This window comes from Halomonas rhizosphaerae, from assembly GCF_030010555.1.
GTDB lineage: Bacteria > Pseudomonadota > Gammaproteobacteria > Pseudomonadales > Halomonadaceae > Halomonas > Halomonas rhizosphaerae.
Genome location: NZ_JASCQP010000002.1, coordinates 1 through 24,784 on the forward strand (window position 1 = coordinate 1; position 24,784 = coordinate 24,784).

General features: G+C 49.6%; 22 protein-coding genes and 5 pseudogenes. 11 read left to right on the forward strand and 16 right to left on the reverse strand.

What is annotated here, in order from left to right; genetic code table 11:
* Positions 1-100: 100 nt before the first annotated feature.
* The gene (locus QLQ83_RS00010) at positions 101-1,354 is read left to right on the forward strand and encodes an IS256 family transposase (RefSeq protein ID WP_282733537.1); all 1,254 of its coding nucleotides are present in this window, start codon (positions 101-103) and stop codon (positions 1,352-1,354) included.
* Between the two features lie 39 nt (positions 1,355-1,393).
* Here QLQ83_RS00010 and QLQ83_RS00015 read toward each other — a convergent pair whose 3' ends face one another.
* Positions 1,394-2,092 (reverse strand): transposase, encoded by a 699-nt coding sequence (locus tag QLQ83_RS00015; RefSeq protein ID WP_282733538.1) that lies wholly within the window; start codon positions 2,090-2,092, stop codon positions 1,394-1,396.
* A gap of 15 nt (positions 2,093-2,107) precedes the next feature.
* The gene (locus QLQ83_RS00020; protein WP_282733539.1) at positions 2,108-2,386 is read right to left on the reverse strand and encodes a hypothetical protein; all 279 of its coding nucleotides are present in this window, start codon (positions 2,384-2,386) and stop codon (positions 2,108-2,110) included.
* Positions 2,387-2,682: 296 nt separating this feature from the next.
* On the opposite strand from QLQ83_RS00020, the gene QLQ83_RS00025 reads away from it, so the two are divergent.
* On the forward strand, positions 2,683-3,369 hold the full coding sequence (locus QLQ83_RS00025; protein WP_282733540.1) for a response regulator transcription factor: 687 nt from the start codon (positions 2,683-2,685) through the stop codon (positions 3,367-3,369).
* Between the two features lie 83 nt (positions 3,370-3,452).
* Positions 3,453-4,520: pseudogene (locus tag QLQ83_RS00030) on the forward strand (IS3 family transposase).
* Positions 4,521-4,735: 215 nt separating this feature from the next.
* On the opposite strand, the gene QLQ83_RS00035 reads toward QLQ83_RS00030, so the two are convergent.
* The 5 genes and pseudogenes from QLQ83_RS00035 to QLQ83_RS00050 form a co-directional block, all read right to left on the reverse strand.
* Entirely contained in the window at positions 4,736-5,347 is a 612-nt protein-coding gene (locus QLQ83_RS00035; protein ID WP_282733541.1) for a hypothetical protein, read from the reverse strand.
* A gap of 225 nt (positions 5,348-5,572) precedes the next feature.
* Positions 5,573-5,734: pseudogene (locus QLQ83_RS19505) on the reverse strand (IS5/IS1182 family transposase); the annotation flags it as partial.
* Positions 5,735-5,987: 253 nt separating this feature from the next.
* Positions 5,988-6,413, reverse strand: coding sequence for a lipocalin-like domain-containing protein (locus QLQ83_RS00040; protein ID WP_282733542.1), 426 nt, complete (start codon positions 6,411-6,413; stop codon positions 5,988-5,990).
* Between the two features lie 102 nt (positions 6,414-6,515).
* Entirely contained in the window at positions 6,516-7,103 is a 588-nt protein-coding gene (locus tag QLQ83_RS00045; protein ID WP_282733543.1) for a hypothetical protein, read from the reverse strand.
* Positions 7,104-7,120: 17 nt separating this feature from the next.
* Positions 7,121-7,696, reverse strand: a complete 576-nt coding sequence (locus QLQ83_RS00050) for a hypothetical protein (RefSeq protein ID WP_282733544.1) — start codon at positions 7,694-7,696, stop codon at positions 7,121-7,123.
* A gap of 527 nt (positions 7,697-8,223) precedes the next feature.
* Between QLQ83_RS00050 and QLQ83_RS00055 the strand changes: the two genes are divergently transcribed.
* Positions 8,224-8,793 (forward strand): hypothetical protein, encoded by a 570-nt coding sequence (locus QLQ83_RS00055; RefSeq protein WP_282733545.1) that lies wholly within the window; start codon positions 8,224-8,226, stop codon positions 8,791-8,793.
* Positions 8,794-8,968: 175 nt separating this feature from the next.
* Here the strand turns inward: QLQ83_RS00055 and QLQ83_RS00060 are convergent.
* Positions 8,969-9,181 (reverse strand): annotated as a pseudogene (locus QLQ83_RS00060) (IS5/IS1182 family transposase); the annotation flags it as partial.
* Between the two features lie 434 nt (positions 9,182-9,615).
* Positions 9,616-9,978 (reverse strand): hypothetical protein, encoded by a 363-nt coding sequence (locus tag QLQ83_RS00065; RefSeq protein ID WP_282733546.1) that lies wholly within the window; start codon positions 9,976-9,978, stop codon positions 9,616-9,618.
* Between the two features lie 422 nt (positions 9,979-10,400).
* On the opposite strand from QLQ83_RS00065, the gene QLQ83_RS19510 reads away from it, so the two are divergent.
* From QLQ83_RS19510 to QLQ83_RS00090, 6 genes are all read left to right on the forward strand, one after another.
* On the forward strand, positions 10,401-10,607 hold the full coding sequence (locus QLQ83_RS19510) for an antitoxin Xre/MbcA/ParS toxin-binding domain-containing protein (protein ID WP_411971104.1): 207 nt from the start codon (positions 10,401-10,403) through the stop codon (positions 10,605-10,607).
* A gap of 91 nt (positions 10,608-10,698) precedes the next feature.
* Positions 10,699-10,845, forward strand: a complete 147-nt coding sequence (locus QLQ83_RS00070) for a type II toxin-antitoxin system VapB family antitoxin (protein WP_282733547.1) — start codon at positions 10,699-10,701, stop codon at positions 10,843-10,845.
* A gap of 47 nt (positions 10,846-10,892) precedes the next feature.
* Positions 10,893-11,258 (forward strand): hypothetical protein, encoded by a 366-nt coding sequence (locus tag QLQ83_RS00075; RefSeq protein ID WP_282733548.1) that lies wholly within the window; start codon positions 10,893-10,895, stop codon positions 11,256-11,258.
* A gap of 449 nt (positions 11,259-11,707) precedes the next feature.
* Positions 11,708-12,100, forward strand: coding sequence for a DUF6957 family protein (locus tag QLQ83_RS00080; protein WP_282733549.1), 393 nt, complete (start codon positions 11,708-11,710; stop codon positions 12,098-12,100).
* A 249-nt stretch (positions 12,101-12,349) separates the two neighbouring features.
* A complete protein-coding gene (locus tag QLQ83_RS00085) occupies positions 12,350-12,886 on the forward strand; it encodes a hypothetical protein (RefSeq protein ID WP_282733550.1) in 537 nt (178 codons plus the stop codon).
* Between the two features lie 874 nt (positions 12,887-13,760).
* Positions 13,761-14,450: a hypothetical protein gene (locus tag QLQ83_RS00090; protein WP_282733551.1), complete on the forward strand. Its 690-nt coding sequence runs from the start codon at positions 13,761-13,763 to the stop codon at positions 14,448-14,450.
* Positions 14,451-15,227: 777 nt separating this feature from the next.
* On the opposite strand, the pseudogene QLQ83_RS00095 reads toward QLQ83_RS00090, so the two are convergent.
* From QLQ83_RS00095 to QLQ83_RS00125, 6 genes and pseudogenes are all read right to left on the reverse strand, one after another.
* Positions 15,228-15,488: pseudogene (locus QLQ83_RS00095) on the reverse strand (integrase core domain-containing protein); the annotation flags it as partial.
* Between the two features lie 103 nt (positions 15,489-15,591).
* Entirely contained in the window at positions 15,592-16,401 is an 810-nt protein-coding gene (gene istB, locus QLQ83_RS00100; protein ID WP_282733582.1) for an IS21-like element helper ATPase IstB, read from the reverse strand.
* Positions 16,398-16,583: a hypothetical protein gene (locus tag QLQ83_RS00105; RefSeq protein WP_282733584.1), complete on the reverse strand. Its 186-nt coding sequence runs from the start codon at positions 16,581-16,583 to the stop codon at positions 16,398-16,400. The genes istB and QLQ83_RS00105 overlap by 4 nt, the downstream gene beginning before the upstream one ends.
* Before the next feature lie 588 nt (positions 16,584-17,171).
* Entirely contained in the window at positions 17,172-17,891 is a 720-nt protein-coding gene (locus QLQ83_RS00115; RefSeq protein WP_282733552.1) for a hypothetical protein, read from the reverse strand.
* A 17-nt stretch (positions 17,892-17,908) separates the two neighbouring features.
* On the reverse strand, positions 17,909-21,205 hold the full coding sequence (locus tag QLQ83_RS00120) for a V-type ATP synthase subunit E family protein (RefSeq protein ID WP_282733553.1): 3,297 nt from the start codon (positions 21,203-21,205) through the stop codon (positions 17,909-17,911).
* Positions 21,198-22,514 carry a site-specific integrase gene (locus QLQ83_RS00125; RefSeq protein WP_282733554.1) on the reverse strand — a complete coding sequence of 439 codons (1,317 nt, stop codon included), beginning with the start codon at positions 22,512-22,514 and terminating at the stop codon, positions 21,198-21,200. Before QLQ83_RS00125 ends, QLQ83_RS00120 begins: the two co-directional genes overlap by 8 nt.
* 212 nt (positions 22,515-22,726) lie before the next feature.
* Between QLQ83_RS00125 and QLQ83_RS00130 the strand changes: the two are divergent.
* Positions 22,727-23,713, forward strand: a pseudogene (locus QLQ83_RS00130) (integrase core domain-containing protein).
* A 129-nt stretch (positions 23,714-23,842) separates the two neighbouring features.
* On the opposite strand, the gene QLQ83_RS00135 reads toward QLQ83_RS00130, so the two are convergent.
* Positions 23,843-24,415 carry a recombinase family protein gene (locus tag QLQ83_RS00135; protein WP_282733555.1) on the reverse strand — a complete coding sequence of 191 codons (573 nt, stop codon included), beginning with the start codon at positions 24,413-24,415 and terminating at the stop codon, positions 23,843-23,845.
* Between the last annotated feature and the right edge of the window lie 369 nt (positions 24,416-24,784).

The following is a 24,784-nucleotide window of genomic DNA, read 5'->3' on the forward strand; positions in this document are numbered from 1 at the left end:
CGAGCTATGGTGACTTCTGGTGTACGGAAGGAGGTAGGAAAGGTGGCGTATCCTGTTGATTGATCTCGCCAGATCACAATCAACAAGGAATGGATACGCCATGACCAATTCTACCCTCCGGGCTCTTTCACAACCAGAACCCCAAGTCACTGACCCGCTGCACGAGCTGCTGCGCCAAGGTGCCCGTGACCTGATCGCCAAGGCAGTCGAGGCTGAGTTAGCCACCTTCCTGTCGCAGTATGCTGATCAGCGGCTAGACGATGGCCGCCAGGCCGTGGTCCGCAACGGCTACCTGCCTGAGCGCACGGTCCAGACCGGGATCGGGGATGTCAGCGTGCAGGTGCCCAAGGTGCGTGACCGCAGCGGCGGTGGCGCCCGCTTCAACAGCAGCCTGCTGCCGCCCTACTTGAAGCGGGCTCGCAGCATCGAGGAACTGATCCCTTGGCTCTATCTGAAGGGGATCTCCACCGGCGACTACCAGGAGGCCTTGGCGGCGCTGCTGGGCGACCAAGCCAAGGGGCTGTCGGCCAACACGGTGTCACGGCTCAAGAAACAATGGGAAGAGGAGCATACCGAGTGGCGGCAGCGGGACCTGGCAGACCGGCGCTACGTCTACTGGTGGGCTGACGGAATCTACAGCAATGTGCGCCTGGATGACCGCCTGTGCCTGCTGGTGATCATCGGCGTAACCGAGCAGGGCCGCAAAGAGCTGGTGGCCGTCGAAGACGGCTTCCGCGAGTCGGCGGACAGTTGGAAGACCTTGCTGACAGGCCTGCGAGAGCGCGGCCTGATCCAGGCGCCCAAGCTGGCGGTGGGCGACGGTGCCATGGGGTTCTGGGCGGCCCTGAGCAAGATCTATCCGGAGACCGACCATCAGCGTTGCTGGGTTCACAAGACGGCTAACGTGCTGAACAAGCTGCCGAAGTCCGTGCAGCCCAAGGTCAAGGCCGACCTCCATGACATCTGGATGGCAGAGACCCGCGACGGGGCGCACAAGGCTTTCGATCGCACCCTGAAACGCTTCGAGGCCAAGTACCCCAAGGCGATGGGGTGCCTGGCCAAGGATCGGGAAGAGCTGCTGGCGTTCTACGACTACCCGGCAGAGCACTGGGTGCATATCCGCACCACCAACCCGATCGAGTCGACCTTCGCCACAGTCCGCCTGAGGACCAAGCGCAGCCGAAACTGCGGCTCCCGGGCGACAACCCTGGCGATGGTCTTCAAGCTGCTCCAGAGCGCCCAAAAGCGATGGCGGCGTATCAAGCACTTCCAGAAGTTGGAGCTGGTCGTCAGCAACGTCGAGTTTCGGGATGGGGAGCAGGTAACCGATCAGTCAGACAGGAATGCGGCCTGACCGCCATCCACCAGATTTGACGATAACTCAGCGCCGACTTCACCTCGCCCATATGAGCCTCGGCGCTGCGCGCTTGCGATAGAGCACCAGGACCTTCGCCGGTGGCCAGACGAACTTGCCGAGGTTGGTGACCAGGAAGAAGGCATGCAGCAGCAGGTCATCGGGGCTTTCTTGCACCACCAGCACTACCCGGCGCGGTGTCGGACAAGAACCGGCTTGGTACGTCAGGTCGTAGCACCACTCTCTGGGCTGTTCGGGGCGGCGACCTCGTGGACGCCTCAGGTACGGCGCCACCAGCTTCTGAAGACCCGAGTGACCGCGCTGCCGTCCCCAGGTACTCGATGCCTCGCTCTTCCAGGGCCTCCAGCGTGTCGTTGTCGGTGAAGCCCGCATCGATGCGCACCTGCACACTGACCCCGAGGCTCTCACCAGGTGCGGAATCCAGGTACCGGTATTCTCGGCTGGGCCAAAGTTGCCCTCGCGCAACAAGCCACCGACAATTTTGCCGGTCTCGGCCAGCGAGGCGGTCAGCGGTGAAGTGATCCGAGTGCCAACATGACCATGGTAGGCCGACCCGCCCTGATGGCCGTGCACCTCGATTGACAGGTCGTCGATATCCAACGTCAGGTGCTTGGGGCGTTCGCTGCCGTTCTGCGAGATCAGTCGCCAGATGGCCATCCGCAGCAGGCCTTCATGCACGATATCGACGTTGTCGTTGTGTCCAAGACACGTCAGCAAACGCGACAGCGTGGCTTAAGACGGCCGGTCCTGCGCCAATGGCGCTGTCCCCCGCGCGTCGCTGCACGCCGGTTGCCAGACCGGATCGCGGAGCCGTGTGGTGGTATTACTGAGATCGATCCAGCCCATGGCATGCTGCAACACCACGTTGCGCAGCTGACTGGCCAACAAGTGACGGACGCGCTGTGGGTCATGCTGTTCGACCAGAAGCTCCTCAAGCGAGCCGATCATGACTCCGCTGTCGAGGGTTTTACGGAGCAGCGGAGCACCGCTGTCGCTGGTCGTGCGCGCCACTCATTTCGACGCGGATGGACCCGTTGCAGGAGGGCGGCCAGATGGAAATCTTTCTCCCAAGGCGAGCAGTCCTCTTGGAGTGTTCTGGCAGGAACATCTTGATTCTACAAGAGATTGCTCGCCATCTTCATTTCTGCCTCAAACCGATGGAAGAGGAGGAGATATGCACATATAAAAAAACTTTGGTGACATAAGGTTACATATTTTCCCGAGACTAGAAAAAAAGTGTGGTGCTTTTGCTAACATTGGGTGATGAACTCATTAGAAACTAACCGCGCCTTACGAAGGATCGAACCATGGAACAGGAGAAGAGCCAGTTGTTGCTCGTTACCGCCAACAACCCACAGTCACAACTCTTCATCGACTATCTCCACCAGCAGCTCGACCGCCCTGTCTCAGTCGTCGCCCCAAGAGAGGAATGGAAGCCAAAGGGGACTTCGCCAACCGTAGCGCTGCTTGATGCAGATCATATCGATGAATCTATCATGCAGCAGTGGCGTGTCAGGGCAGAAGAAGCCGGAGTCATGTCCTTGGCTGCCTTCAACCTAAGGGACGAGGAGCATGCCGTCGAGGTGCTCTTGGCTATGAACCTAGAAGGGGTTTTCTACCGCAGCGATTCGCTAGACATGATCTGCAAGGGAGTCTCGATTTTGGCGGAAGGCAACCTATGGATGTCACGCTCGTTAATGACGCGGATGATCCAGTTATTTCGTAGCCAGCAACTCAACTCCTATCGCCCGGTCTGTGGACTAACCCATCGGGAGTTGGAGATCATCGCGATGCTTGGCACAGGGGTTTCGAACATTGAGATTGCAGACCAGCTGTTCGTTAGCGAGCACACCGTCAAGTCGCATCTCTACAACATCTTCCGCAAGATCAAGGTGCACAATCGATTCCAGGCGGTAAACTGGGCCCGTCAGAACTTGGGCACCCTACCCCCCTTTGTGGGTCGACGCCAGCGTGACAATTCCAGCCCGAGTTAACTCATTGACCTTCACCCAATAAACCAGCGCACTTTCAATGTGAGATTTCCGCTACTTTTACCCTGATAGCCGGAGATCTCGCGATGAAGCGAAATCGATATAGCGACGAACAGGTCATCACTATCCTCAAGGCCCATGAGCGCGGCGTGTCGGTCGCAGAGCTGGCACGACAGAGGGGCGTCACCGAGCAGACCATCTATCGCTGGAAGGCCAAGTATAGAGGTACCGGAGGTCAAGCGTCTCTGGGAGCTGGAGGCAGAGATGTCCGCCTGGAGAAGCTGCTGGCGGAAATCGCTCTCGACAATACCGCCCTCAAGAAGCTCGTCCCGGGAAAGTGGTGACGCCAGAAACGAAGAAGCACGCGGTGGCGCACCTGGTGACAGGCGGCTGGCTCAATCAGCAACATGATTGTCGATTACTGGGCCTGCCACGATCGGGGCCTGCTACCAGACGATGCCGCGCGACGATGAGCCGCTTGAGGCTCGACTGAACACTTTGGCGACCTGCTACCCCCGCTACGGCGACCTGTAGCTGCATGCCCTGTTACGTCAGGAGGGCCTGGTGGTCAATCGCAAGCGAACTTACCGGCTGTAGCGTGAGGCTGGGCTTCAGGTCCGCAACGGCGGCGCAAACCACTGGTGCGGCCAATAGCGCCGATGCCGTGTCCGGACAGGCCCAACCAGCGCTGGTCGATGGACTTCGTCTCAGATCAGCTGGCCTCGGGGCGCCGATTCCGCCTGCTGAACATAGTGAACGACTTCAGAAGAGATTGTGCTAGCCAGCTGGTGGACACGCCCATTTCCGGGCGTCGCTTGGCCAGGTTCCTGGACGAGGTCGCGCAACAGCGCTCGCTGCCTGCCTCGATTGTCTGCGATAACAACCCACAGCTCACCAGCAAGGCGATGTTCTTATGGGCGCGTGAGCGGAAGGTCACGCTGGCCTTCATCCAGCCGTGCAAGCCGACACAGAATGTCTTCATCGAGAGCTTCAACGGCAAATTCCGGGATGACTGCCTCAATCAGTACTGGTTTCCGAGCCTTGCCGATGCCCGGCATGAAATTGACCAATGGAGAGCCCACTACAACTATGTCAGACCGCACAGCTCGTTCAGCTATCTGCTACCCGTCGCCTATGCCCAGCGGTGTGCATGAAGGAGCGGTTTCTCACATTGTGAGTGGACCTAGATCAGGGGGAAGGTCAAAGGTCACCTCATTCTTGGCCACCCCCTTGTAGCGCACCTTCCGGTACCAAAAGAAGAACTTGATGATATGGCATGAAATGAGTGTTGGTGCGTTACGAGAATTCTGTTATTAGACTTCTCGAGCGTAAAAAGTATAATTTCCTCAGGCACAAACAATTTTTGCTTTCAAAAATATAGACCTATATCGTCGTCGAGACCGCCCCCGTTGGCCTCTAGAACCTGCTTTAGGGCAGCCAGACGATCAGTCAAATCCTCAAATTTCGGGCACAAATCGAAGGCTTTATTGATAGCTTTTGTGGATGTCATTCCTGCTTTTGCATCTCCTTCCGCATATTCTAGCCATTTCTTTGCCTCATGCCACTCAGAGTTTATCTTTATTTTATTTTTTAGTGCGGATATTCGTTGGGATAGACTGGACATCCCTATACACAAATTGAATGCTTCTTTCATGGCCTTGGTTTGATACATACCCTTTAGAGCATCATTTTCTGCATACTCCAACCACCTGATAGCTTTCTTAACTCGTGATTCAGAAAAATACAACTTATCAACATCGTCAGGTTCACAGGCATCCAGAAAGTCCAGCGGCTCAAATTTCAGAACGGTGCCATATTTGGATGCATCACTCAGATCTGTTACGTAGAGTTGCACAGCACGACCAGTCTCCAGCTCATTGCTGACATCATTGATTAACAGCTTAGCTTTGTATTTGCCTGTCACACAGTCGAAATATTTTCGGCCACGATTTTTAATGATTAAGGTTTTGACCAAGGGCATTGTTCCAATCTCCTATACACTTCCTTATGACTCTATACCGAACAATCGTTTACTGAAAGCTAAAACCCTTCTCCATTGACAAAATTTTCAACACCACTTAAAGTCAATCTACGGTATTGCGACTTCTATTGACTTATTATTCCATAAAATAATTCCTGAACTGAAAGAGCGCCAACAATTTGAACTTTGAGCGATTGAAATACTTCGATCCAGCTAGAGGTATACAAACGGACTGCACAGCTGCTCCCGGTTCTTAGCCAGCCCCTTGTGGCGAGCCCTTCCGGTTACCAAAGAGGTTCTTGGTGAGATAAACGCGTGCTCCACCTTAGCGCGGATACTCGCCTTAGACATCTCGATCACCAGCAGTAGCGTCTTTATCGGGCTGTCAGCCTCTTGATAGCGCCATGTCTAAGCATCTTCATCTTCTCAAAGGCCAGCAGCAACATCTGGACGAAAAGGTACTCAAGATAGGGCAGGAAACGCCTCCACCAGATAGCCAGTGTGTAGTGGTCGAGTTGGAGTTTACGACATAATGTCTGAGGCGGAATTCATGTAGTAAATTCTTAATACATTGCTAGCTATATAACCATAATTCGCAGCTGGCTGTCTGGCGAGTGCAGAACCCGCTGAGGTAAGGGGCTTAGGCCTTGGTAAACTCCATCCGATAGACCACCTCCTCACCAGTTATGGGATCGATGCCAGGAGCACCACTGATGACCAACCGGTCACCGTTCAGAGTGAAAGGACGCGACAGCAGGCCTTGCCAGTTCGGGTTCCAGGAGCCATCGACGTGATGCACGACGCGGTCTTCCTCGAGCGTATAGGAAGCAACATACGCCAGCATGTCGTCGAACAGCTGCGCCTTCTCCTCCATCGTCCAGCCCTCCCCCTTGGGCGGAAGTCGTTCACGCCGGAACACGGTTGCCATCATCCGGCCATCTCGATGATAGGCGATATACCCGATGGGAGATGGCCCCAGCGCATCCGTGGTCTCACCTGTCGTGATAGAAGTGCGAGTCCACGCGTCCATACACCACGACCCGATCAATACGCTTTGTTCCGACATACCATCCCCTCCCTCAAATGTTCCTTGATTGCTAAATTTCGGGTGCTGGTGATTCCTTAACCAAAACTATAAATAGCACAGTAATTTCCACGATAGCTTAACCTAACCCCGTGTATAGCAATGCTCTTCGTAGGGCATGAAGTCAAAGGGTACGATAGCTTTGTTAGTGCGTTGGACAGCCATGGTTTCAATGTCCGGAAGATTGTGTATCAGCAGGCCGATCTTGATGACAGCGCGTGGTGAAATGCGCTCAACACGGATACCAACCTGGTTGCTAGCCTCGTTCACTCCAACCTCCACCTCGCCCTTGCCTAGGTTAAACACCGGGTAACGGTCAGGTTCGCCAACTCTCCCGATCACAGTTTCCTCAAGCTTTCGCCAATAGGTCAGCACGAGATCGGGGCTGAGCGAGCTTTTAGGGTCGAGCTTGCGAGTGTCCAGCAGCCGCTGAAGGTCGGCATGGGTGTAATCATTTTGGGTAGTGTTTATGATAAAAAGATCAACGACAAGCGTTCCTCGATCGCGATCCAGCCAAGGCTCCACCGTGCAGAATAGAGGGTAGTCCGGGATCTCCTCTGGCGGGAAAACAAAATTCTGCACAGGTTCGAGTAATAGGGATGCCGAGAACAGCAACCCTGCGCTTAACAAGTTCACCGTAATGGGAACGGCGATGTCACGGGTTAACGCCATAATAAGCAAACAATCCCTTATTGTAATAGTGCGTTCACTCGGGTAACGAGCTGGTTTACCTTGATTCGAACCGCATCGATTTGCGATTGGAGGGAGCGCACGTCTTCTGGCCGTGCCGCATCTGCCTTACCACCACTCCCCGGCTCACTGACTTGAGAAAGTTGGGGCAGGCCCGAAGCAAGTCGGGCACCACGCGGAAGATCGGCAATCGCTTGTCCTCGGGCGTTATAAAACCTCAATGTAGGCTCCGTAGGAGAGAGCCCGAAAGCACTTGCATTTCGGTCCCAGAAGGCCGCCCATGGAGCCCCCTGCTCCGAAACACCGATATCAAGACGGCGTTGACCATTAGCATCGTTCATGCCCAAATAAACTGCTTGCTCGTTTCCTGGCGGCCAGACGCCCATACTCATGCGGACTCGGCCGCGACTATCCACGATGCGTATTTGCTGGGCCTGAAGAGTCTGAGAGTCCTGTGCTTGCACAGAGGTTGGTGTTGCGAACCATGTCAGTACCGCCCCACCTGAAAATGCCGAAACTGATACGATCATCAACAGCCAGACATATTGTGCGCGAGTTAAAACCGAGGGTTTCATGGGAACCTCCGCTTGTCAGCATTCATTAACTTTTCAATGGCCGCCCACCTCTCACCATCCCATTCTGTAACTATTCCCGGTGAACATATTCCCTTGTAAATAGAATCTACGATGGGTCATGGCAACATCATACCTGATGGATCAGGTGTTGCGCTTGGTCATTGATACCGTCGCTCTCGCATCTACTTACTTCACGCATATAAAAAAATTGAAAAATCTACATTGTTCATATTTTCCCAACCCGGCAAGACAACTCGTGGGAGATCAATCTCAGTGGTACTTAGCGCGGAGACCTTATTGCACAGGTCGCGTTGCTGGGCGCGCCGGTGACATCTCAGTTACTTTAGAGTCTTAACCATAGTCTAATAACCATTAACCTTTGTATGAGGAATCTCATCCTCAAGTATGAAATCAAGGGATTATAACTCCGCTCGACCTCGAACTTGATCTAGGTCATGCACCTGTCATGTTTCTCCTTTACTTTGGGCACCTGAACGGCAAAACGCTGCATCCAAGGAGGCTTCTCCATGTATCGTCTTGATAGTCTCTACCTTTCTACCGCCTTGGCGCCCGAAGAGCTAATGGGCTTGGCCATCGACCACGAGCGCGAGGAGATGCACCGCTACCGCTACCTGGCCTTCGTTTTCTTGACATTCGGACGGGGAATCAGTCGATTGATGGCCGTTCTAGGTATCGAGTGCGAAAGGCGCCTGGGCGAACTCAATCGCGTAGCATGCGAGGTGGGGCTTTCGCCAACATGTGTCGAACTCCCCTGCGGAACACCGCCAGCCTCGGGCGATTCCCTCCACCTGATCAATGACCGAAGTCATGCGCTGGCAACCTTGAGGAAGGCTGAAGCACGGGCCGAGCATGCAGTCCGAGTAGCCGAACACCTCCACAAGGTTAACGCCACACCTGCTGTCCAGTCGCTACTGGCTGGTGTGGTAGGTCAGAAACAGTCAGAGCGACATATTCTCCAAGAGTTGATCGAGTCCTATGACATGGAGTTCGCGACGGATGCCCAACTGGCCTCGTGTCCATGGCCGAGGGGTTGGTTGGCAGGAGCCAAGCAATTGCATTTCTCTGCCTCCGGATGACGGAATGGCGGGTGAGGAATAAACGCTTTCTACATAGTGGCTTCTACGATGATGCCCTCGCGCATGAGTAGGTCTTGCTGCCAGGATGGGGTCGACTTCCTGGAAGGTCAGTATCTTCAGGACCTGCTTCTTTAGTAGATGGCATCTTGAATGCCTAGCCAGTGAGCGCATTCTACTGCTGGAGGAAGTAGTAAATCCTCTGCCTGCGCTCCAGTCCGCTGGGCGGCAGACCACGCCTGCGCGAATAATTCCGTAAGTAGGACGACGACAGCACATCGATTAGCCGTTGCCAAGGCACCAGGGCCTCCATCTGGGCCAGGAATCGCTCTCGACGGGTAACCTTCTTCTTGTGCTGATGCTCAGCCTGTACGAACGATACCTGCTTCATCGGATGCCCTGTCAGTCGGTGGTAGAAAGGGCAGATTCGTATTCCGCCGCTGCCACTCAAGAGGTTGCGGTAGTATTTATGAAGCCCTTCCCTCCGTATCAAACATTCCATACTTAATGTACTGATTTCCCCTACAGCTTGAATAGTCCGATCTCCCTCCCTCTCCTCTCGCCCGCGTTCTACCACAGTAACGGTGGCAGACATCCGAAACTACACAAACCACTTTTACCCATGACTTAAAAAATAAGTGCCCAGTTCATGTGAATGCATGCTTTGATCAGGCACAGCAAGCATCGGTATGGCATGAGCCGAGACACGATGTCTTATGAAGAAACGTAATTTCTGAATGAATGGATTTTCGTTCTGGGACCTGTTCTGTCGAACCTTTCGCTAGGCAGTGATGAAGTTAGTTCCCCAATTATCAGTGATAGGCCTTAATCATCTGCTGGGTCGAATGGCCGGTAATAGGCTTTCACGCTTCCTCGTAGCCGCTCCTGAGGTGCTGGTATAAAAAGGCTGACAGCCTCCTCCCACTCGGGGGAACGGTGCCAGTTTTTAATTGCCTCTTTGTATAGTGTTTGCGCTGATTCAATAGTAGCACCCGCCTCTTTAATGCAGAGCATGATCAGATTTGGGGTTGACTCAGTAAATACAGTCGCAATAATTGCGCCTTCTTGCTCCGTGATTTCATCAAGATGAACAGTTCCATGGCGAAGCGCAAGCGCAAGCTGCTTTGTCGTGACTGTGACAGAGTAAGGCGTATTGAGGTGAGTGACAGCTATGCTCAGCCCTGACATTTCCCAGCTCCCATGCGAGAGAAAATCACTTTTTTGAATTGCGATATAATAGCCACGCTGCGAGCGCTACCAGTACACCCAGGCCCAACAGCGGAGATGCTAACAAAATCATTTCGAGGTATTCGTTCACGATGCCCCCTGGGCCAGATTGCTTTCGCTATCCTTTTTCCCCTACTACTATACATATATCATAGCTGCAATATTGGTAGCTGGAAATGAAGGTTCTTCACGTAGATGGGTTGCCTCCGGATGTTCTGTGTGACGACGTGGCATTCATCAATGCAGTCATAACAGGAATCCCCGGACAGGTAGTTCGACAGACGGTTGCCCTGCTTGGCGGGCACCAACAGCTGGTTGCAGAGCTAGCAGGGACTACACCTAGCAATCTTCACCGCACCTACAAAAAAGCAGCTATTGGTAAGATGCAGAGTGAACAGATCCTTGACCTACTGAGTCTGTTCTCGTATAGCTCTTCGATTTTCGACAGCGACGACATCGTCAGAGGGTGGTTTAGTTGCGAGATCCCAGCGCTGTCAGGGTCGCGCCCCATCAATCTTCTGGACACGTTTCAGGGCAGAGCCATGGTGCGGGATGTTCTCGGCAGGATCGAGCGCGGGGAGTTCAGTTAGAGGTCAACCACTGGCACATATTTTGACCAGAGAGTTCATAATATAGGAATCACATGGTTCGTTATGATTTCAAAATGAAATGGAGAGGATAATGAGAACCACGGTCACAATTGATGATGCCCTGTATAAACAAGCCATGGATCTTGCTGATCCCGGTGTAGACAGCACATCAGCGCTTTTCCGTGAAGCGATCCAAACATATGTTCGAGTCCAGGCTGCGCGACGGCTTGCGGCCTAGGGTGGCAAATTACCAGCCATGCGGGATATCCCGCGTCGAGACGAATCATGAAAAACCTCAATGAATTAATTATTGAGTGCATCGAAAAGAAACCAGGAAGCAAGGAGTTTGCCTTGTTTTTCAATCTAGATGGGGAGCCTGTCTGGAAAGCAATGCTGGGAAATGAACTTCCTGTACCCCTCGGCGAGTCCACCGGCGAGTTTAACGGCACAGGAGCCAGTCCCGAAGAGGCTGTCAAACACCTACACAGTAATCTTCTAAACGGCGTCTTGAATGGAGGTTACGACTGGCTGCTTGCACTGCACCGCACGCCGTGGCTTGAGGAATTTTCATCGGGTCGCGAGTACAACATATGGGATGATGAAGATCAGCTGTATAATGACTTAATGGCTTTTATGCGTTCAAAACGCTAAGGGTGAACAAAGATGGACAAAAAAGAAGCGATCAAACAGCTCGTGGCGATTCAGAATAGGTCAGCTGAGTAAAATTCGTGGCTGCAAGAATCGGGGGGTGGATCAGCATAAGCAACATGTTGATGCAGATGAGGTGCTGTGCAAACTACTAGTTAGCTTGGGTCATGGAGATGTTGTTGAGGAATATCGAAAAATCGAGAAATGGTATTCATGACTCGCCAGGTTCCTAACTGATGATCGAGAATGGGGAAGCCACCATTACAATTAACTCCTCTTGATTATTAGCATCAGTACTATATCTGATCTTAGATGATCAATTAGATCGTAAAAAGTGGCTTAAGCTATCACTCATGATCAGTTACAGCTGAAGAGCCAAGAAGAGCGATTCTTATTCTACATTTTCGTGATTTCTGCTAGAGTCATTATTGACCCTTAAAATGGTACTGATCATGAAAGAACCAAATCCCATCAAAGCTCTCCCTGCGTGGGAAGAAACAGCTAGCAGCCATCGTAACCAAGCCTGCATTGTCCAGGAGTGGGAGCTTGTCTCTATCGATCTAGATGGCCAAGAAACACACTTTCTTTATGGCACAGTGGTTAGCGACTACAAGCGTCGATGGCAGTATGGTGACTATGTGTTCACCAGCTCAGTGACAAACTTTGATGAAGAGACAGGGCTAGTGAAAACAAAAAATTCACTTTACTGCCTAGTGGGCGATGGGGAAGAAGTGTTTGCTACTCTGAAGGAAGCTGCCAAAATGAGAGCAATCGGTCAATCGCTGCATACCATCAGGGCCATTGAGCGCGACGTAGGCGAGATCCAAGGGCCGGATCATGACTGATCACAACGGGCACTCCTAGGCGTAACCGCCCTGCTCTATGTGCTCAAGGTAGCGCAGAACCTCAGCCACCCTCCCCTTGTCGACCAGCTGCTGCTCTGTGAGGCTTCCCAGCGACGGGATGGGTGTCTCCCCTGTACCATTGTTCAGCCGCTGACCTGGAGCCTGCCCAAGCCTCAACACCGTGCAAAATCACTTCCAGGGCTAGGTTATTGCCATTTTTCATTTTTCCGCATCTTGTGAGCTATAGAGATGGATAACATGATACGTATAGATGACTATATCTCGCTTCGCATCATTCTGTGGAGTTTTCCTAGCAAGAAAGTCATTTCCCGTCAAGACGCATACGAGCACTACAGTAATACTTGGGAGTATGTGTCGATTCGTTCTCTCAAAGATCATGAGATTGAGCTGATAAATAGCCTGATCAATGAATTTGGCCCCTTGGTGCCGAAATATCGAACTTTTCAGACGTATAGCGCTGAGAGACCGTATACATGGGGTCGTCCTGTTACCCGTCTCACTCCGATCTCAGGAAAAGCCAGAGTCAAAGTGGCTGACTATCCGCAACTCAACAAAAGTGCCCTTCTGCATGGCCTTTCGGATGCCGAGATAACGAATAACGAAGCTCACCTGTGGTACACCGAACACTGGTTCGATATCGATCTGGACACCATGACGGATCGCGAAAAGCATTTCCTGAATAAATTGATTTATGAATTCGGCCCGATCCTACCCAGCCTTTCACCCGACAGTGATGAGGTCGGAGCCCCTATCCTCAGCGTGTAGAGTGAATCATCAGATGGTTCGAATGACCAATTATAGTGTTTCATCTCCCTTCGGCCAAGCCGGCACAGTAGCTCACCGATCATTCTGGGGCAAAGCCAAAACCTCATTCGTGGGCACTCTCCCCAAAGTCATTTTTCGATGCTGCCTGGCTAGCTTAAAAACTCTTTTCTGGCTTCACGGTTCCCCCAGTTTCTCGCTCGCCTGCATGATGGCTACAACGGCATTACGTGCAAAGGTAGGAACCTCCGAGCAGTCTCATTGGCGAAGTCCCTATGCCGTCAATGGCCAGAGCAAGGCAATAAATGCCCATAGCTTGTATCTACGCCTCCCCCGTCCATCCCTAGAGAGGAACCAGTAAACCGAGGAAATCGAAAGATATTGAATCAAAACCCTATTGCGGATTTTTATCTAGTTATTTGCCAGTCTTTTCTTCGAAATTATTGACTCAGGCCCAGCCACCTGAATAAAATAGAACCACAATTTGTTGATAAGACATGACACTTGAAGACCATCTACAGCAGAATATCGCTGAATACCTAGTTAGCGCTGGATTAGACAAGTCTTTGCCTTCATTCACCGAACCTGAGGCTATAGATTTTTTAACTTTTGCAATTCAGCCTGATGACACTCAGCATGATTACACTAATGCTCGAGAAACAGCCTTAATCTTCAAGGCAACAATTGATTTCATAAGGGCGAGGAAGCATGTTGGAATCGCTTTTCATAGATGTCACATTCTTAATTAACAGTTGATAGCTTTCCGGAAGAATCCCTGGTAAAAAATCAACCCAAGGAATAGGAACAACCCTAAATCCTGAGAGTGTTTACTATCGACACTCTTTGATATCATCAATGCACAAAGGAGAAATGAAATATGAGCCGCATCTCAATTTCTGGCAACAGCCTAGAGGTCCATTGCTTCAATGGAAATAAAGATAGCGACACACCGTCCTATTGCGGGACTGGACGTTGTGAAGTAAATGGCAGACATGTGGGCGCCTTTGAGGGCTATGTGTCTACCATTCAAAAACGTCATGAAGATACTGATGCTTTGTACCGTATCTACACCTTTGATAAAAGTAACTTCACCGTGATGATTATAGATGAATGGCAGGAATATGTCGAGAAAGAAGTTCCAAACTACAAATCTGATCTTTCCCGATCTTTTGAAGAAGTAATGACTGATGAACTCAATGTTCCCGAAGTGAGCGTCGCTGTGGATGCTCGCATTTATACTGAGGAAGAATGGAACAGCGGATTCTTTGATGTCGATATTGTGATTGATCCAAGTAAGATGGCTACTAAGCAGGGTATTAGTAGAGAGGCCATGGTATTCGAACGCGTGCCTTTTGAAATTGACGAGAACGGCTTGGAGTTCAGTGGTGATAATGACGACGAATTCAATGAAAGCCTGAGTGAGTTTTTTGATAAATACTCAGTTAGTGAGCGGGGGCAGGAAATAGTCAGGGATATGATTACGGGAAATGTTGAGTCCAAACTAGAGGAATATGGTATTGACGATTATCAAAGCGCTGTGAATTTTGATGACAACAAATATCAATAAACCGCTTCTTCTCATAAAGGCTGAGTAGCACTGTCAACGGTGCATCGCCCCTGCAACGGTTTTTGTTGAAATCTAGGATGGAAAATACCCCACCTGTAAGAGCCAGCTAATGGCAGTGGTAACGACTTCTGAGGGCTTTACAAGGAGTGCATCAACAAGCGTCACGGGCAGGATAGTCTACTCCGCGTCGATCGTCACCCTGCCGGGGACCAAAGCCTAGCTTCGAACCACTCATTGATGAGTTCATAGTTGGCCATCACGCGAGAGCTGTGCAGTTCCGGCCTCGGCACCACATCGATGAGCGAGATCAGCTTGGCCAGTCAATATCAGACAAAACGACCTTGTAAAGCATCTCGCTGGTCTCGTTGGGATTGATCAAAAAGCGTCGGCGCAGCGTCTCTGCCTGATCAGCTGCTAATCCGTGTGCGAGGTGATGGTAGAACGCCAAGAGCATCAGCTCACCGTGGTCAGGCGCTGCTGACCGACTATCACCATGAGCGGCTATTGCCTAACGAGAATCGACTGAGCACGCTCAACGTAGACGATGGTACCGAGGAAGTGAGGGGGCCTGTTCGTCAGTCCCCACGGCCAACACATCGTTGAGTTAAGCCTGTCGCCGGACATAAGGCTAGGTTGCTTAGCTAAGCAGCGACGAAGGAACGGTGTTGCTTAGACTTACTGACAAGATAATTCTCTCTATGGACCTAATCAGCAAGACCGGCGTCTCAGTGACCTTCCCCCTGATCTAGTCCACCCACAATGTGAGAAACCGCCCCTTCATGCACACCGCTGGACATAGGCGACGGGCAGCATATAGCCCAGCGAGCTGTGCGGTCTGACATGGTTGTAGTGGGCTCTCCATTGGTCGATTTCATATCGGGCATCGGTCAGGCTCAGAAACCAGTGCTGATTGAGACAGCCATCCCGGAATTTGCCGTTGAAGCTCTCGACGAAGGCATTCTGTGTCGGCTTGCCAGGCTGGATGAAGGCCAGCGTGACCTTCCGCTCACGCGCCCAGAAGAACATCGCCTTGCTGGTGTCAACGCCAATGAAGGTTGTCCGCTTTTCATCAATTCAGATTGTCCGCTTTTCATCAATTCAGATTGTCCGGTTTTCATCAATTCAGATTGTCCGGTTTTCATCAGTCTGAACTCATCGGTACCGGGTCAGGGGCGTGTGAGGGCTCGTCCTCCTTCGTAGCAGGTGTCGTCACCAGGCCGGCTCGACGCTTATCCTTCAGCCAGTAGCTCTCGCCTTTGATGTTCAACGTGGTCGAGTGATGCAGTAGCCGATCCAGGATCGCCGTGGCGATGACCTGGTCGCCAAAGATCTCGCCCCAGTCCTTGAACGACTTGTTCGAGGTGAGAATGGTGCTGGCCCGTTCGTAACGTCGGTTGATCAAGCGGAAGAACAAGCTGGCCTCCTCGCGGGTCATCGGCAGGTAGCCCATCTCGTCCAACACCAGCACCTTGGGATAGGTCAGCTGCTGGAGCTGCCGATCCAAGCGATTCTCCTGGCGAGCGCGCATCAGGGTGCTGACCAGCCGATCCAGGGTCATGAACAACACGCGGTGGCCGGCCTCGGCGGCCTTCACCGCCAAGGCGACTGCCAGATGCGTCTTACCGACACCGGGCGGGCCGAGCAGCACGACGTTTTCCCCGCGCTCGACGAAGCCCAGGCCGGCAAGATCGCGCACGATCTTGTGATCGATGCTGTGCTGGAAGCTGAAGTCGAACTGCTCCAGGGTCTTGATCCACGGCAGCCTAGCCTGCTTCAGGCGGGACTCCAGCCCTTTCTGGTGGCGCCCGCCCCATTCCTGTAGCAGGGCCTGCTCCAGGAACTCGCGGTAGTTCAGGTCCTGCTTGCTGGCGTGCTCGCAGAGGCTGTCGAGCGAGGACTGGAGGTGGTCCTCCATCTTCAGGCGGTTGAGTAGTTGTTCCAGGGCCATCAGAGCACCTCCTCGTAGACCCGCAGGTCACGCTGCTGTACCGATAGGGTCTGCTGCCACAGGGCGGCATGGTGCTCCGGGACTGTGCGCCAATCGGCCTGTGGCATTTGCAGGCGGTGCTGCGCGATGGCGTCACCGCTCTGCGAGTAGACGGTCAGCTCGTCCTCCAGGCTCAGCCAGATCACGACCACCTGTCCGCAGTAGCGCTCGGCCGGGGCCTGGCAAACTGTCGCAGCGGTCGCTGATCGGCCACCTCCTCCAGCCACAGATGGAGCAGCTGGTTCAGATGGAGCAGCTGGTTCAGATGGACCTACTTCTCGAACTGCCACCTTCTGGTTATCGACCAGAAATGTGCACGGCACGCCCCCAAAGTGGCGGAAGGCCTGCACCAGCGCCTCATAGGTGTGCTCGGCATCCTGGCAGGGCGCCGCCCAAGCATGGAAGAGCCGCGAATAACCCAGCGTGTCGACGGCGACGTTGACCTTGCAGCGCTGCCCGGCGTCACGCTCAAGTGTGCCGTGTTTGTACTGACAGGCTTTGTCACGATTTCGCAACTAGGTGGCTTCGGGCTTACCAGCTAAACACTAAGCTACTGCATATAACAGGCCTTCGCGGAAGGAGGAGCTGTGTTGACCGAAGCTGTAGGTCAAAATACGTTGAGCTTCATCAAAATGCTTTTTCATTATCGTGCTTTCAGCAGTTACAGCTCAGATCCACAATGAGCTTCAGTAAGAGGTCAAGCTTTTTGAATACATTACTCGGTTAAAAGCTCACTAATGATCTGAATGATACCTACTCAAGAACCACTCCCTAAAAGGTTCTTGGATATCTACATCCCCTACCAATTCATCCTCTTCACCATACGCACTTGTAACAACCATTCCATCCTTAACTTCATAAAAATACTCAGACTTGTATACCATGGCTTCAATTAGAGAGCATAGTTTTCCAGCTGCATCAAGCTCTCCGCTTTCCCTTACACCTCTATCTCCACCATTGTTAGAAACTATAGTCTTATCACTGCCCATGCCTATAATGTTCCCACCTGACATGTGACTTTCTTTAAAACCATCCTCTAAGCTCAAGCTGTTTTCGATAAACAGCTTAAGGCGTGAATTTTCGGCCTCAAGCATCTTCACTTTTAACATGAGGGAAAAGTCTTTTAAATTTTGGCTTGACTTAGATGCTTTGTCAAAAGCATCATTATATGAATCTAAAAAATTATTAATAAGATACCTGTAGTCAGGCGTCCTATACAAAGTACTTTTACTTATGGAAACTTTTTTTTCTTCATTATCACCCAGCTTTATCTCGCTCACCACAAAATCAGCAAGGTGGGAGAATGACGTAAAGCTAACCCTGAGAGCCTTTGCTTTCCGTAGGGCTTCTTTTATTGCTACAACTCTTTTTAATTTCATGTTCTCCTGATAGCACTTAAATCTATTTTCTCCTTTCCTAGCTCCTAGCTCAACTTCTTTGTCTTTTCCCGCCATAACCAACAACTCTCCCTTTACAGCTTTGGAATCAGATTGCTTGATGACATCCCGGCATTCTCTGTCAAAAGAGATTTAGTTTCGTTATTCTCTACGTAACTTACCAACTCGCTTGGAGCTTTTCCTGTGGCTAGACAGAATGCTCTTACATGGTGCCGAAATCCTTCTACAGGGTCATAATCATCATTTTCACCATAGTACTCTGCAAGCTCATTCTTAGATGCTACAATCCTAGTTCTACATCTCAATACATTCGCTTCAAGAGTACTATTAGACAATTCTGGATAGGCTACGGCATCCTCGCATTCTATTAGCAGTTTACTTAGCCAGTCTACTGGAACTTCTCTTTCTTCCACGGCCCCCATTAGCAACTCTGGCTTATTCACTAAAACCTTATCCTTTAGCTGTTCGTAGTTTGTCCTCAGAATTCTCTCTGTCAATGTCCATGCAGCAAGCTCGCTAGCCATTTTCATATATTTTTTTTGAATCACTTCTGATTGCTCTCCTTCTCCATTATTCTTTTTATGGTTTTTCATAATCTTTTTAGTAGCATCCAACTCGCGCGCTAAATATCGGCATTTGGCCTGAATCCCCGGCAAGTGATCTACCGTTTTAACACTATATGGGCATTGACCACACTGTTTCTCCCCTATACTCGCCTTGATACTTCTTGGGCATTCATTTTCAAGCGGACAAATATGTGTCGGAAGAAATGCTAGCTGACTACGATCGACACTCCTTATTTCATCAATTCCAGATACGTATTTATCATCCATCTCTTGGGAAAAAGAGCATCCTCCAAAATCGTTCATCACAGTTGAAATTGATTCATTCCCTTGCGTTAAGAGCCTCCTGATCTTAGAGTCTCTACTGTCCGCATGAATTTTTAATGGTGTTATCAATGCCAACACTTTTTGGACTTTATTTTGAGTCTCTTCATCATTTATCAGGCCCATCTGGCTCATCATATCAATGTTAACAGAAATATAATACCTAACGGTATCAACTGAAACATGTCCTGTAATGAACTGACCTATGATATCAGCAGGCAATGCTGTTGACATTATACTGACAACACTAGCTCGAGTCCCATGCGGAGTAAACCTACTCTTAAATGTATCTACATTCTTCCAGGCAGACTCGAACCCTTCCTTACTAGAAAGCTTTAGAGCCTTTATATTATTGCCAATACTTTCAAGCGGGGCCTCTCCAATTGCAATCTTGACAAGTGACACAAAACACATAAGACTATTGTAGTAGTTACTAACTACCTGCTCTCCATATACTTCTTTTTTATCATATCTTATGAAAACAGGGTAGATCCTACCATGCCTTGTATTTTTTTCGTAGTTATAATTAATCTCGTGATTTACAAGATCATCATCAATCCACTTGTGACTTTCAACCTGCCTATCCAATACTTGTAAAAGCTTTTTTGATGTTGGTCTTATCCAGCTATTTTGAACCTTGTCTGAATTCACATGGAGATTAAAATATACCTTGTTTTCATCAACATCTCCGTGCCTATACGTTTTTTTATCCAACCATCTTATTGTAATATGGCGCAATCCAGTTTCTAATGCCGCAACGATCTGGTTGATATTTTGCATTGCTAGAAATGGTGAATAGCGAGTCGCACCTTTCAATTGAACCGATATTACTTTCAAAACTTTAGTTGGAATAAACTTTAATGGTACCATCAATATCTTATCATCAGAAAAACGTTGATACGAAATAAAAGGGACATACCCAAACTCCTCCATGTCAACTACAGAGCGATTACTATTCTTCCGTAAAGTATTTTCAAAGATGTTGGCACGAAGTACTTTCTGGATATTCAAATTCTCTGTAGGTGAAACATGGCTCCTAATATGCCAGTTTGCATTATCAAAGTAAACTAAATCTGAGACAGATTTTATTTTCTGTGATAACCCTTTGTACATTTCCACACCGCCCGAAGAAATGTAATTCAAGCCCACTCCGTCTGCAATAGTGCTATTAATATGCCAACTCATCTCACTGATGCTGTAAACAATCTCATAGATAAATCTAAAATCATCTATGCTAAATGTTTTTTTGTTCGTTGCCTGCCTTTTTTTCTCTCGAGGCTTATCAAGCTTTAACAGTGGGTTTGTAAACCCCTCTGCTCCGTAAAAGCTTTCTGAGACACTTTCTATGTGATTGAAAAATTGTTGAAGGTTAACAAACAGAGATGTATTGACTATTGTTTCATCTGTCATGCTAGGGTATTCGATTCCATCTAAGAACCTCCTGTTGAAGTCTTTCGGATATGGAGGAGAACCACCTGCCTGCGGCAGCACTGTAAACAAATAAGCATTCAACTTAGATATAGATTGTCCTGCTTGCTTAAGCTTACTTCTCGAATACTGTTTTTCAAGAAGCTTCATGTAAGATTTTTCTAGATTTAACCACGAATCTTTCTGTTCTGAAAAGTCTGTATTAGTGGCAAAGACGTCCACTTCAAACCCTAAATCTTTTGTACTTCTTTCTGCTCTTGGATTGAACTTGCTTACCTTGCCAATGTCAAATTTGCAACGGTCGCCATATTTTTTATATAGCACTCCAAGAAACCCACTGCTTGATACTGGATAGCTTGTCTTTTTGGTTCCATTCTCATTTCTCCTCCTAATTTCTTCAAAATATGTGATCAAATCTTCATTACTTACATCCTCAATTACATGCCAGTCCGAACATACAATTGGTCTCCAATAATACCAGTATACATTTTTGTATGCTGTATGCTTTAAATATGGTATTAAGCTTCTGTCGTTGTCAACATCACCTTTCATCATCGGAGACCTGGCTGCATATAGTAGGTCTGGATAAATTATCCTCGCAGGATCACTGTCTCTTTTCGTAGAAGGCAATACAAAATTCATCGTCAAAAGAACTGCTCTATTTTTCCAAAGACAAAGAAAGAAGAAACGCATCCCGCGAATCAGAGGATTACAGAGCGTTTCCGGTATCTCACCCTCGTTAATCAGGTGTGAAAGCTTCCCTGAATCTATTTTTGAAACGTATCCTCTTCGTCCACCGCTACATACTAGCTTGTAAAACTCTACCAACCATTCCTCAGTATGTTTTATCTTACTAAAGGGGGGGATGTACCTTAAAAAAGCCAACTCCTTGAGTTGATTTTCCCTGCCCGCCGTAACTTGATATGGTTTTACATCAGATTTTATATTATAGCTAACCTTTAAAATCTCAACTGTTTCATTAATGGACAGCCGAATTGTTTCCTCGAGCTGATCTCCTCGCTGAACAATCACTAGCTCATCTGTCATATTAATCATTCGCAACTCCTACTGAATAAGTACAATTGTGTTTATACACCTCTTCTTCTGCCCGTAATATCTGGTCTATTATTACCTCTTCATCATGTTTTGCGTAAATTTCTGTATTTGATATACTTACATGACCAAACATTTGACTTACTATTGCTTTTGGCAGTCCTTTGCCGTTACTGGTAGGGAAATCATTAAGCATGTAAAAACCCCATGCATGTCGAAGAGAATGAATGGATACTCCCCAAGGCAGTTCAACCCCTATTGATTTTGCAAGTTTTCTAAAGGTTGATATTCTATCTTTTCTATTTGACAGGAAAAATGGTCTCCCTTTGTTCTTTCCTTGTAGAATCTGGAAAACATAATTGTGGCTTACATTCACCTTGTACTCAAAGCTCAGATATTTTTGCAGCTCTTTATAAAATACAGTTTTCCATGGCTCTATGAGATACGCTGTTTGATTTGCTCTACCTTTAAATCTAAGTTTTGACATTTCTGATTCAGATAGACCAGCCGAACCCGAACTATCAATAAAGGGGTTTATAATTTTTATCGTATCAAGTCTTTCATGTCGCGCTACATGCTTGAATTGAATTTGCAGTGCTTCATGCGTCCTAATACCTGACGCAGCCAGAAGTGAATATAAAGCCCTATCTCTATACGAGTTACATGAACTCAATAGTTCTGGAATTTTATTCCATGGGAACGCATAATCTTCATCCATAACTTTTAAGCCTGGCTTTTTTGCAGGCATCCTTGACATGGAAAATAGCCTGACTCTACGATTTTTATTCTTATTGGTCCCCCCACGGATCACACCACCTAACCAGCCGACAGTTCTTATTCGTGCTGACTCTTTACTTGATACTCTTTCGATCATATTCGGGAGATATACGCTGAAAAGGGACTCTTTCCTGTTCTCTCTAACTTGGATATCAATCATCTCCAAAAAATGCAGTAAAGCTGACTCAATAACTGGCAATGATTGTGGTGTACACCCTTTCTTTCTTTCTGTATAGCATGCTGTTTCCCTTATGGTCGGGTCCTCACTATCAGAAGCATCCAACAGATACCCTTGATAAAGAATCATCAAGTTTTCCAAATTTTGCTCCTCATAGGAAATTCCTGCTTTTGACGCTGCATAAATAAACTCTATGAATATACCAATATGATTTAAATATGCTTCCATTGTTGACATCCCAATATCAGGATGTCTCGAAATGTACCTCTTGTACTCAACAAAAGCTTCAGACACGCTACCGCCAGGACCAATCAGGACTGCCCTGAGGCCCTTCCCAACAATGTTGAAATGCTTCACCTTGACCTCCCATGAATAGAGTCTTTTGGAAGCTAGCAGACGCCGAGGATTAGTACAATTTAATATATTGTAAATTAAATCTAATTTTTATTAGCCTGGCGTATGGGAGCCATGCTTTGGATAAGGTGGGGGCCCCTGATGATCAGATGAGCCATAGAAGTTACTTTCTATTGGCGAGGATCTTCTACAGCAATTCATCCGGGAGCACAGACATGGACATCAAGCTGCATAAACAAGCGACGACGACACATGACGATCCGTGCCGAGATCCAGGCAGCCCTCCAGCATCATGGATAGCGTGCTGGCTCGCCAGTACGCCGTCTCCACCGCGACTACCCTACGCTGGCGGTACCGTGACGAAGTCCATGACCTACCGCACACGCGTCACAACCTCCTGGCTATGCTGACTCTTGAGCAGGAGGAGGTGCTGATTGCGGCTCATGAATTCCTTCGCCTCGAGCTAGACGATCTGCTCGCCGTGGCACCTGAGTTCCTGAACCCTCGGCTGACTCGCTAAGGCCTGCACCGCATGTTCACGCGGCGTGACGTGCCGACGCAGGTGGCGTTGACCCAGCAAGATGTCGGTGGTGATGACACCCCCGGCACAAGCCTTTCAAGGGCTACGAACCGGGGTATGTGCGCATCGTCATCAAGCACCTGCGCCAGATGCCTGACGAGCAGCAGAAGCGCTACCTGTACGTGGACATCGGCCGGGCAACGCGGTGGGTGAATCTGGAGATCCGAAGCAGCCAGTCCGCGAAATTGCTCGCGCGTTCATTAAGCAGGTGGAAGAGAAGGCGACCTGCATGATCCAGACGGTGCTGACTCACAACGGCAAATCCTTTACCGATCGCTTCACACGGGCCGGTGAGCACAAGCCCAGCGTCCGGCATTCGTTTGACCAGGAGTACCAGGCACATGGCATCAAGCATCGCTTGATCAAGCCTGGGCGGCCTCAGACGAACGGCATTATGGAGTGCTTCAACGGTCGCATCAGCGATGTGCTGGCCACTCGACGCTATGTATCAGGTGAGGATCTAGAACTGACGCTGAAGCGGTACTGTTGGCTGTACATTCACCATATCCCTCAGGTGGAGCTGCCCCATCAATCACCGATTGCCGAGATGAAAGAATGGGAGGCTAAATGCCCTGAATTATTTACCAAGCTGGTGGTTAATCACACAGGGCCCGACACTTAAGCTAAAGCACCTCATTGAAGAGTAAGCGGAGCTATAAGTGTGAATGGATAAATTTCATCATTAGGGGGAGAGGAAAGTGGAGGGATGACCTTTCCACAATGCATAAATTAATGGAAGTATATGATTTTTTTAGCTGTTCATCTTTAATGAACGACAAGCTCTCTTCACCGACGCAGTTGATATACCGAAGTTCTCCGCTGTACCCTTAATGCTGGCATTGTTATCCTGGCGCCATTGGACCACGGCGGCGTCATCGATCACCTTCTCACGCCCCAGGTTCTTACCTTCAGCCTTGGCCCTCTCGATCCCGGCCATCTGTCGAGCCTTGATGTTGGTACGCTCCATCTCCGCCATGGCGGCTAACATGGTCAGCATAGCCTTTCCCACGGGAGTAGACAGATCGAAGCCCTCTCGGATAGAAACCACCGTGACACCCTTGGCTTTCAGCCTTTCGACCGTCTCCAATACGTCGATGGTATCTCGGCCCAGGCGATCGATGGCATAGACCACCAGGGTATCGTCCTCCCTAACGTAGCCTAGGAGCTGCCCGAACCCCTTCCTGTCCTTAGCCTTGATAGCCCCAGAGGTCGCCTCATCGCTGAACCACTTGTCCACCTTATAGCGGTTCTCGATGGTGTGGCGCTGAGCACTGACGGTCTGATCATTGGTACTGACTCGGACATAGGCAATGCGAGCGGACATGGCTTGCTGACCCTCGATAATGGCTCACAATCTTTAGCTCATAAGTAGAGAATAGCTCATTGTATTTCAACAGCTTTGATCCATGTTTTGGTGCCACTGCGACCGATGGCTCACAAGGTCTACTCAATGAGCCACCTTCCATGCGACATCAACTGGGTAGCAATTACCTACGAGGGAAGCGATTTTGTCTCATTCACGCCCCATGAGCCAAAACGGTAGCTGTGCACATATCCATCGGGCAGGCCCTTAAAAAGGGGATGAGGGTGCGCTGTATATCTGTCCAACATTGTGAGTCACAGCATGACTCCTCGCACCAGAGCATCTCGGCAGGAGTCGAGGTGGCTTACACAGATGTTCACACAAGACGCA

Bases quoted from the DNA above. Each gene is read 5' to 3' on its own strand.
- QLQ83_RS00065 (WP_282733546.1), bottom strand. From the start codon at position 9,978: ATGTCAGGGCTGAGCATAGCTGTCACTCACCTCAATACGCCTTACTCT.
- QLQ83_RS00085 (WP_282733550.1), top strand. From the start codon at position 12,350: ATGGATAACATGATACGTATAGATGACTATATCTCGCTTCGCATCATT.
- QLQ83_RS19510 (WP_411971104.1), top strand. From the start codon at position 10,401: ATGCAGAGTGAACAGATCCTTGACCTACTGAGTCTGTTCTCGTATAGC.
- QLQ83_RS00115 (WP_282733552.1), bottom strand. From the start codon at position 17,891: ATGGCGGGAAAAGACAAAGAAGTTGAGCTAGGAGCTAGGAAAGGAGAA.
- QLQ83_RS00035 (WP_282733541.1), bottom strand. From the start codon at position 5,347: ATGCCCTTGGTCAAAACCTTAATCATTAAAAATCGTGGCCGAAAATAT.
- QLQ83_RS00075 (WP_282733548.1), top strand. From the start codon at position 10,893: ATGAAAAACCTCAATGAATTAATTATTGAGTGCATCGAAAAGAAACCA.
- QLQ83_RS00045 (WP_282733543.1), bottom strand. From the start codon at position 7,103: ATGGCGTTAACCCGTGACATCGCCGTTCCCATTACGGTGAACTTGTTA.
- QLQ83_RS00090 (WP_282733551.1), top strand. From the start codon at position 13,761: ATGAGCCGCATCTCAATTTCTGGCAACAGCCTAGAGGTCCATTGCTTC.
- QLQ83_RS00070 (WP_282733547.1), top strand. From the start codon at position 10,699: ATGAGAACCACGGTCACAATTGATGATGCCCTGTATAAACAAGCCATG.
- QLQ83_RS00080 (WP_282733549.1), top strand. From the start codon at position 11,708: ATGAAAGAACCAAATCCCATCAAAGCTCTCCCTGCGTGGGAAGAAACA.
- QLQ83_RS00135 (WP_282733555.1), bottom strand. From the start codon at position 24,415: ATGTCCGCTCGCATTGCCTATGTCCGAGTCAGTACCAATGATCAGACC.
- QLQ83_RS00025 (WP_282733540.1), top strand. From the start codon at position 2,683: ATGGAACAGGAGAAGAGCCAGTTGTTGCTCGTTACCGCCAACAACCCA.
- QLQ83_RS00055 (WP_282733545.1), top strand. From the start codon at position 8,224: ATGTATCGTCTTGATAGTCTCTACCTTTCTACCGCCTTGGCGCCCGAA.
- QLQ83_RS00050 (WP_282733544.1), bottom strand. From the start codon at position 7,696: ATGAAACCCTCGGTTTTAACTCGCGCACAATATGTCTGGCTGTTGATG.
- QLQ83_RS00010 (WP_282733537.1), top strand. From the start codon at position 101: ATGACCAATTCTACCCTCCGGGCTCTTTCACAACCAGAACCCCAAGTC.
- QLQ83_RS00120 (WP_282733553.1), bottom strand. From the start codon at position 21,205: ATGATTAATATGACAGATGAGCTAGTGATTGTTCAGCGAGGAGATCAG.
- QLQ83_RS00040 (WP_282733542.1), bottom strand. From the start codon at position 6,413: ATGTCGGAACAAAGCGTATTGATCGGGTCGTGGTGTATGGACGCGTGG.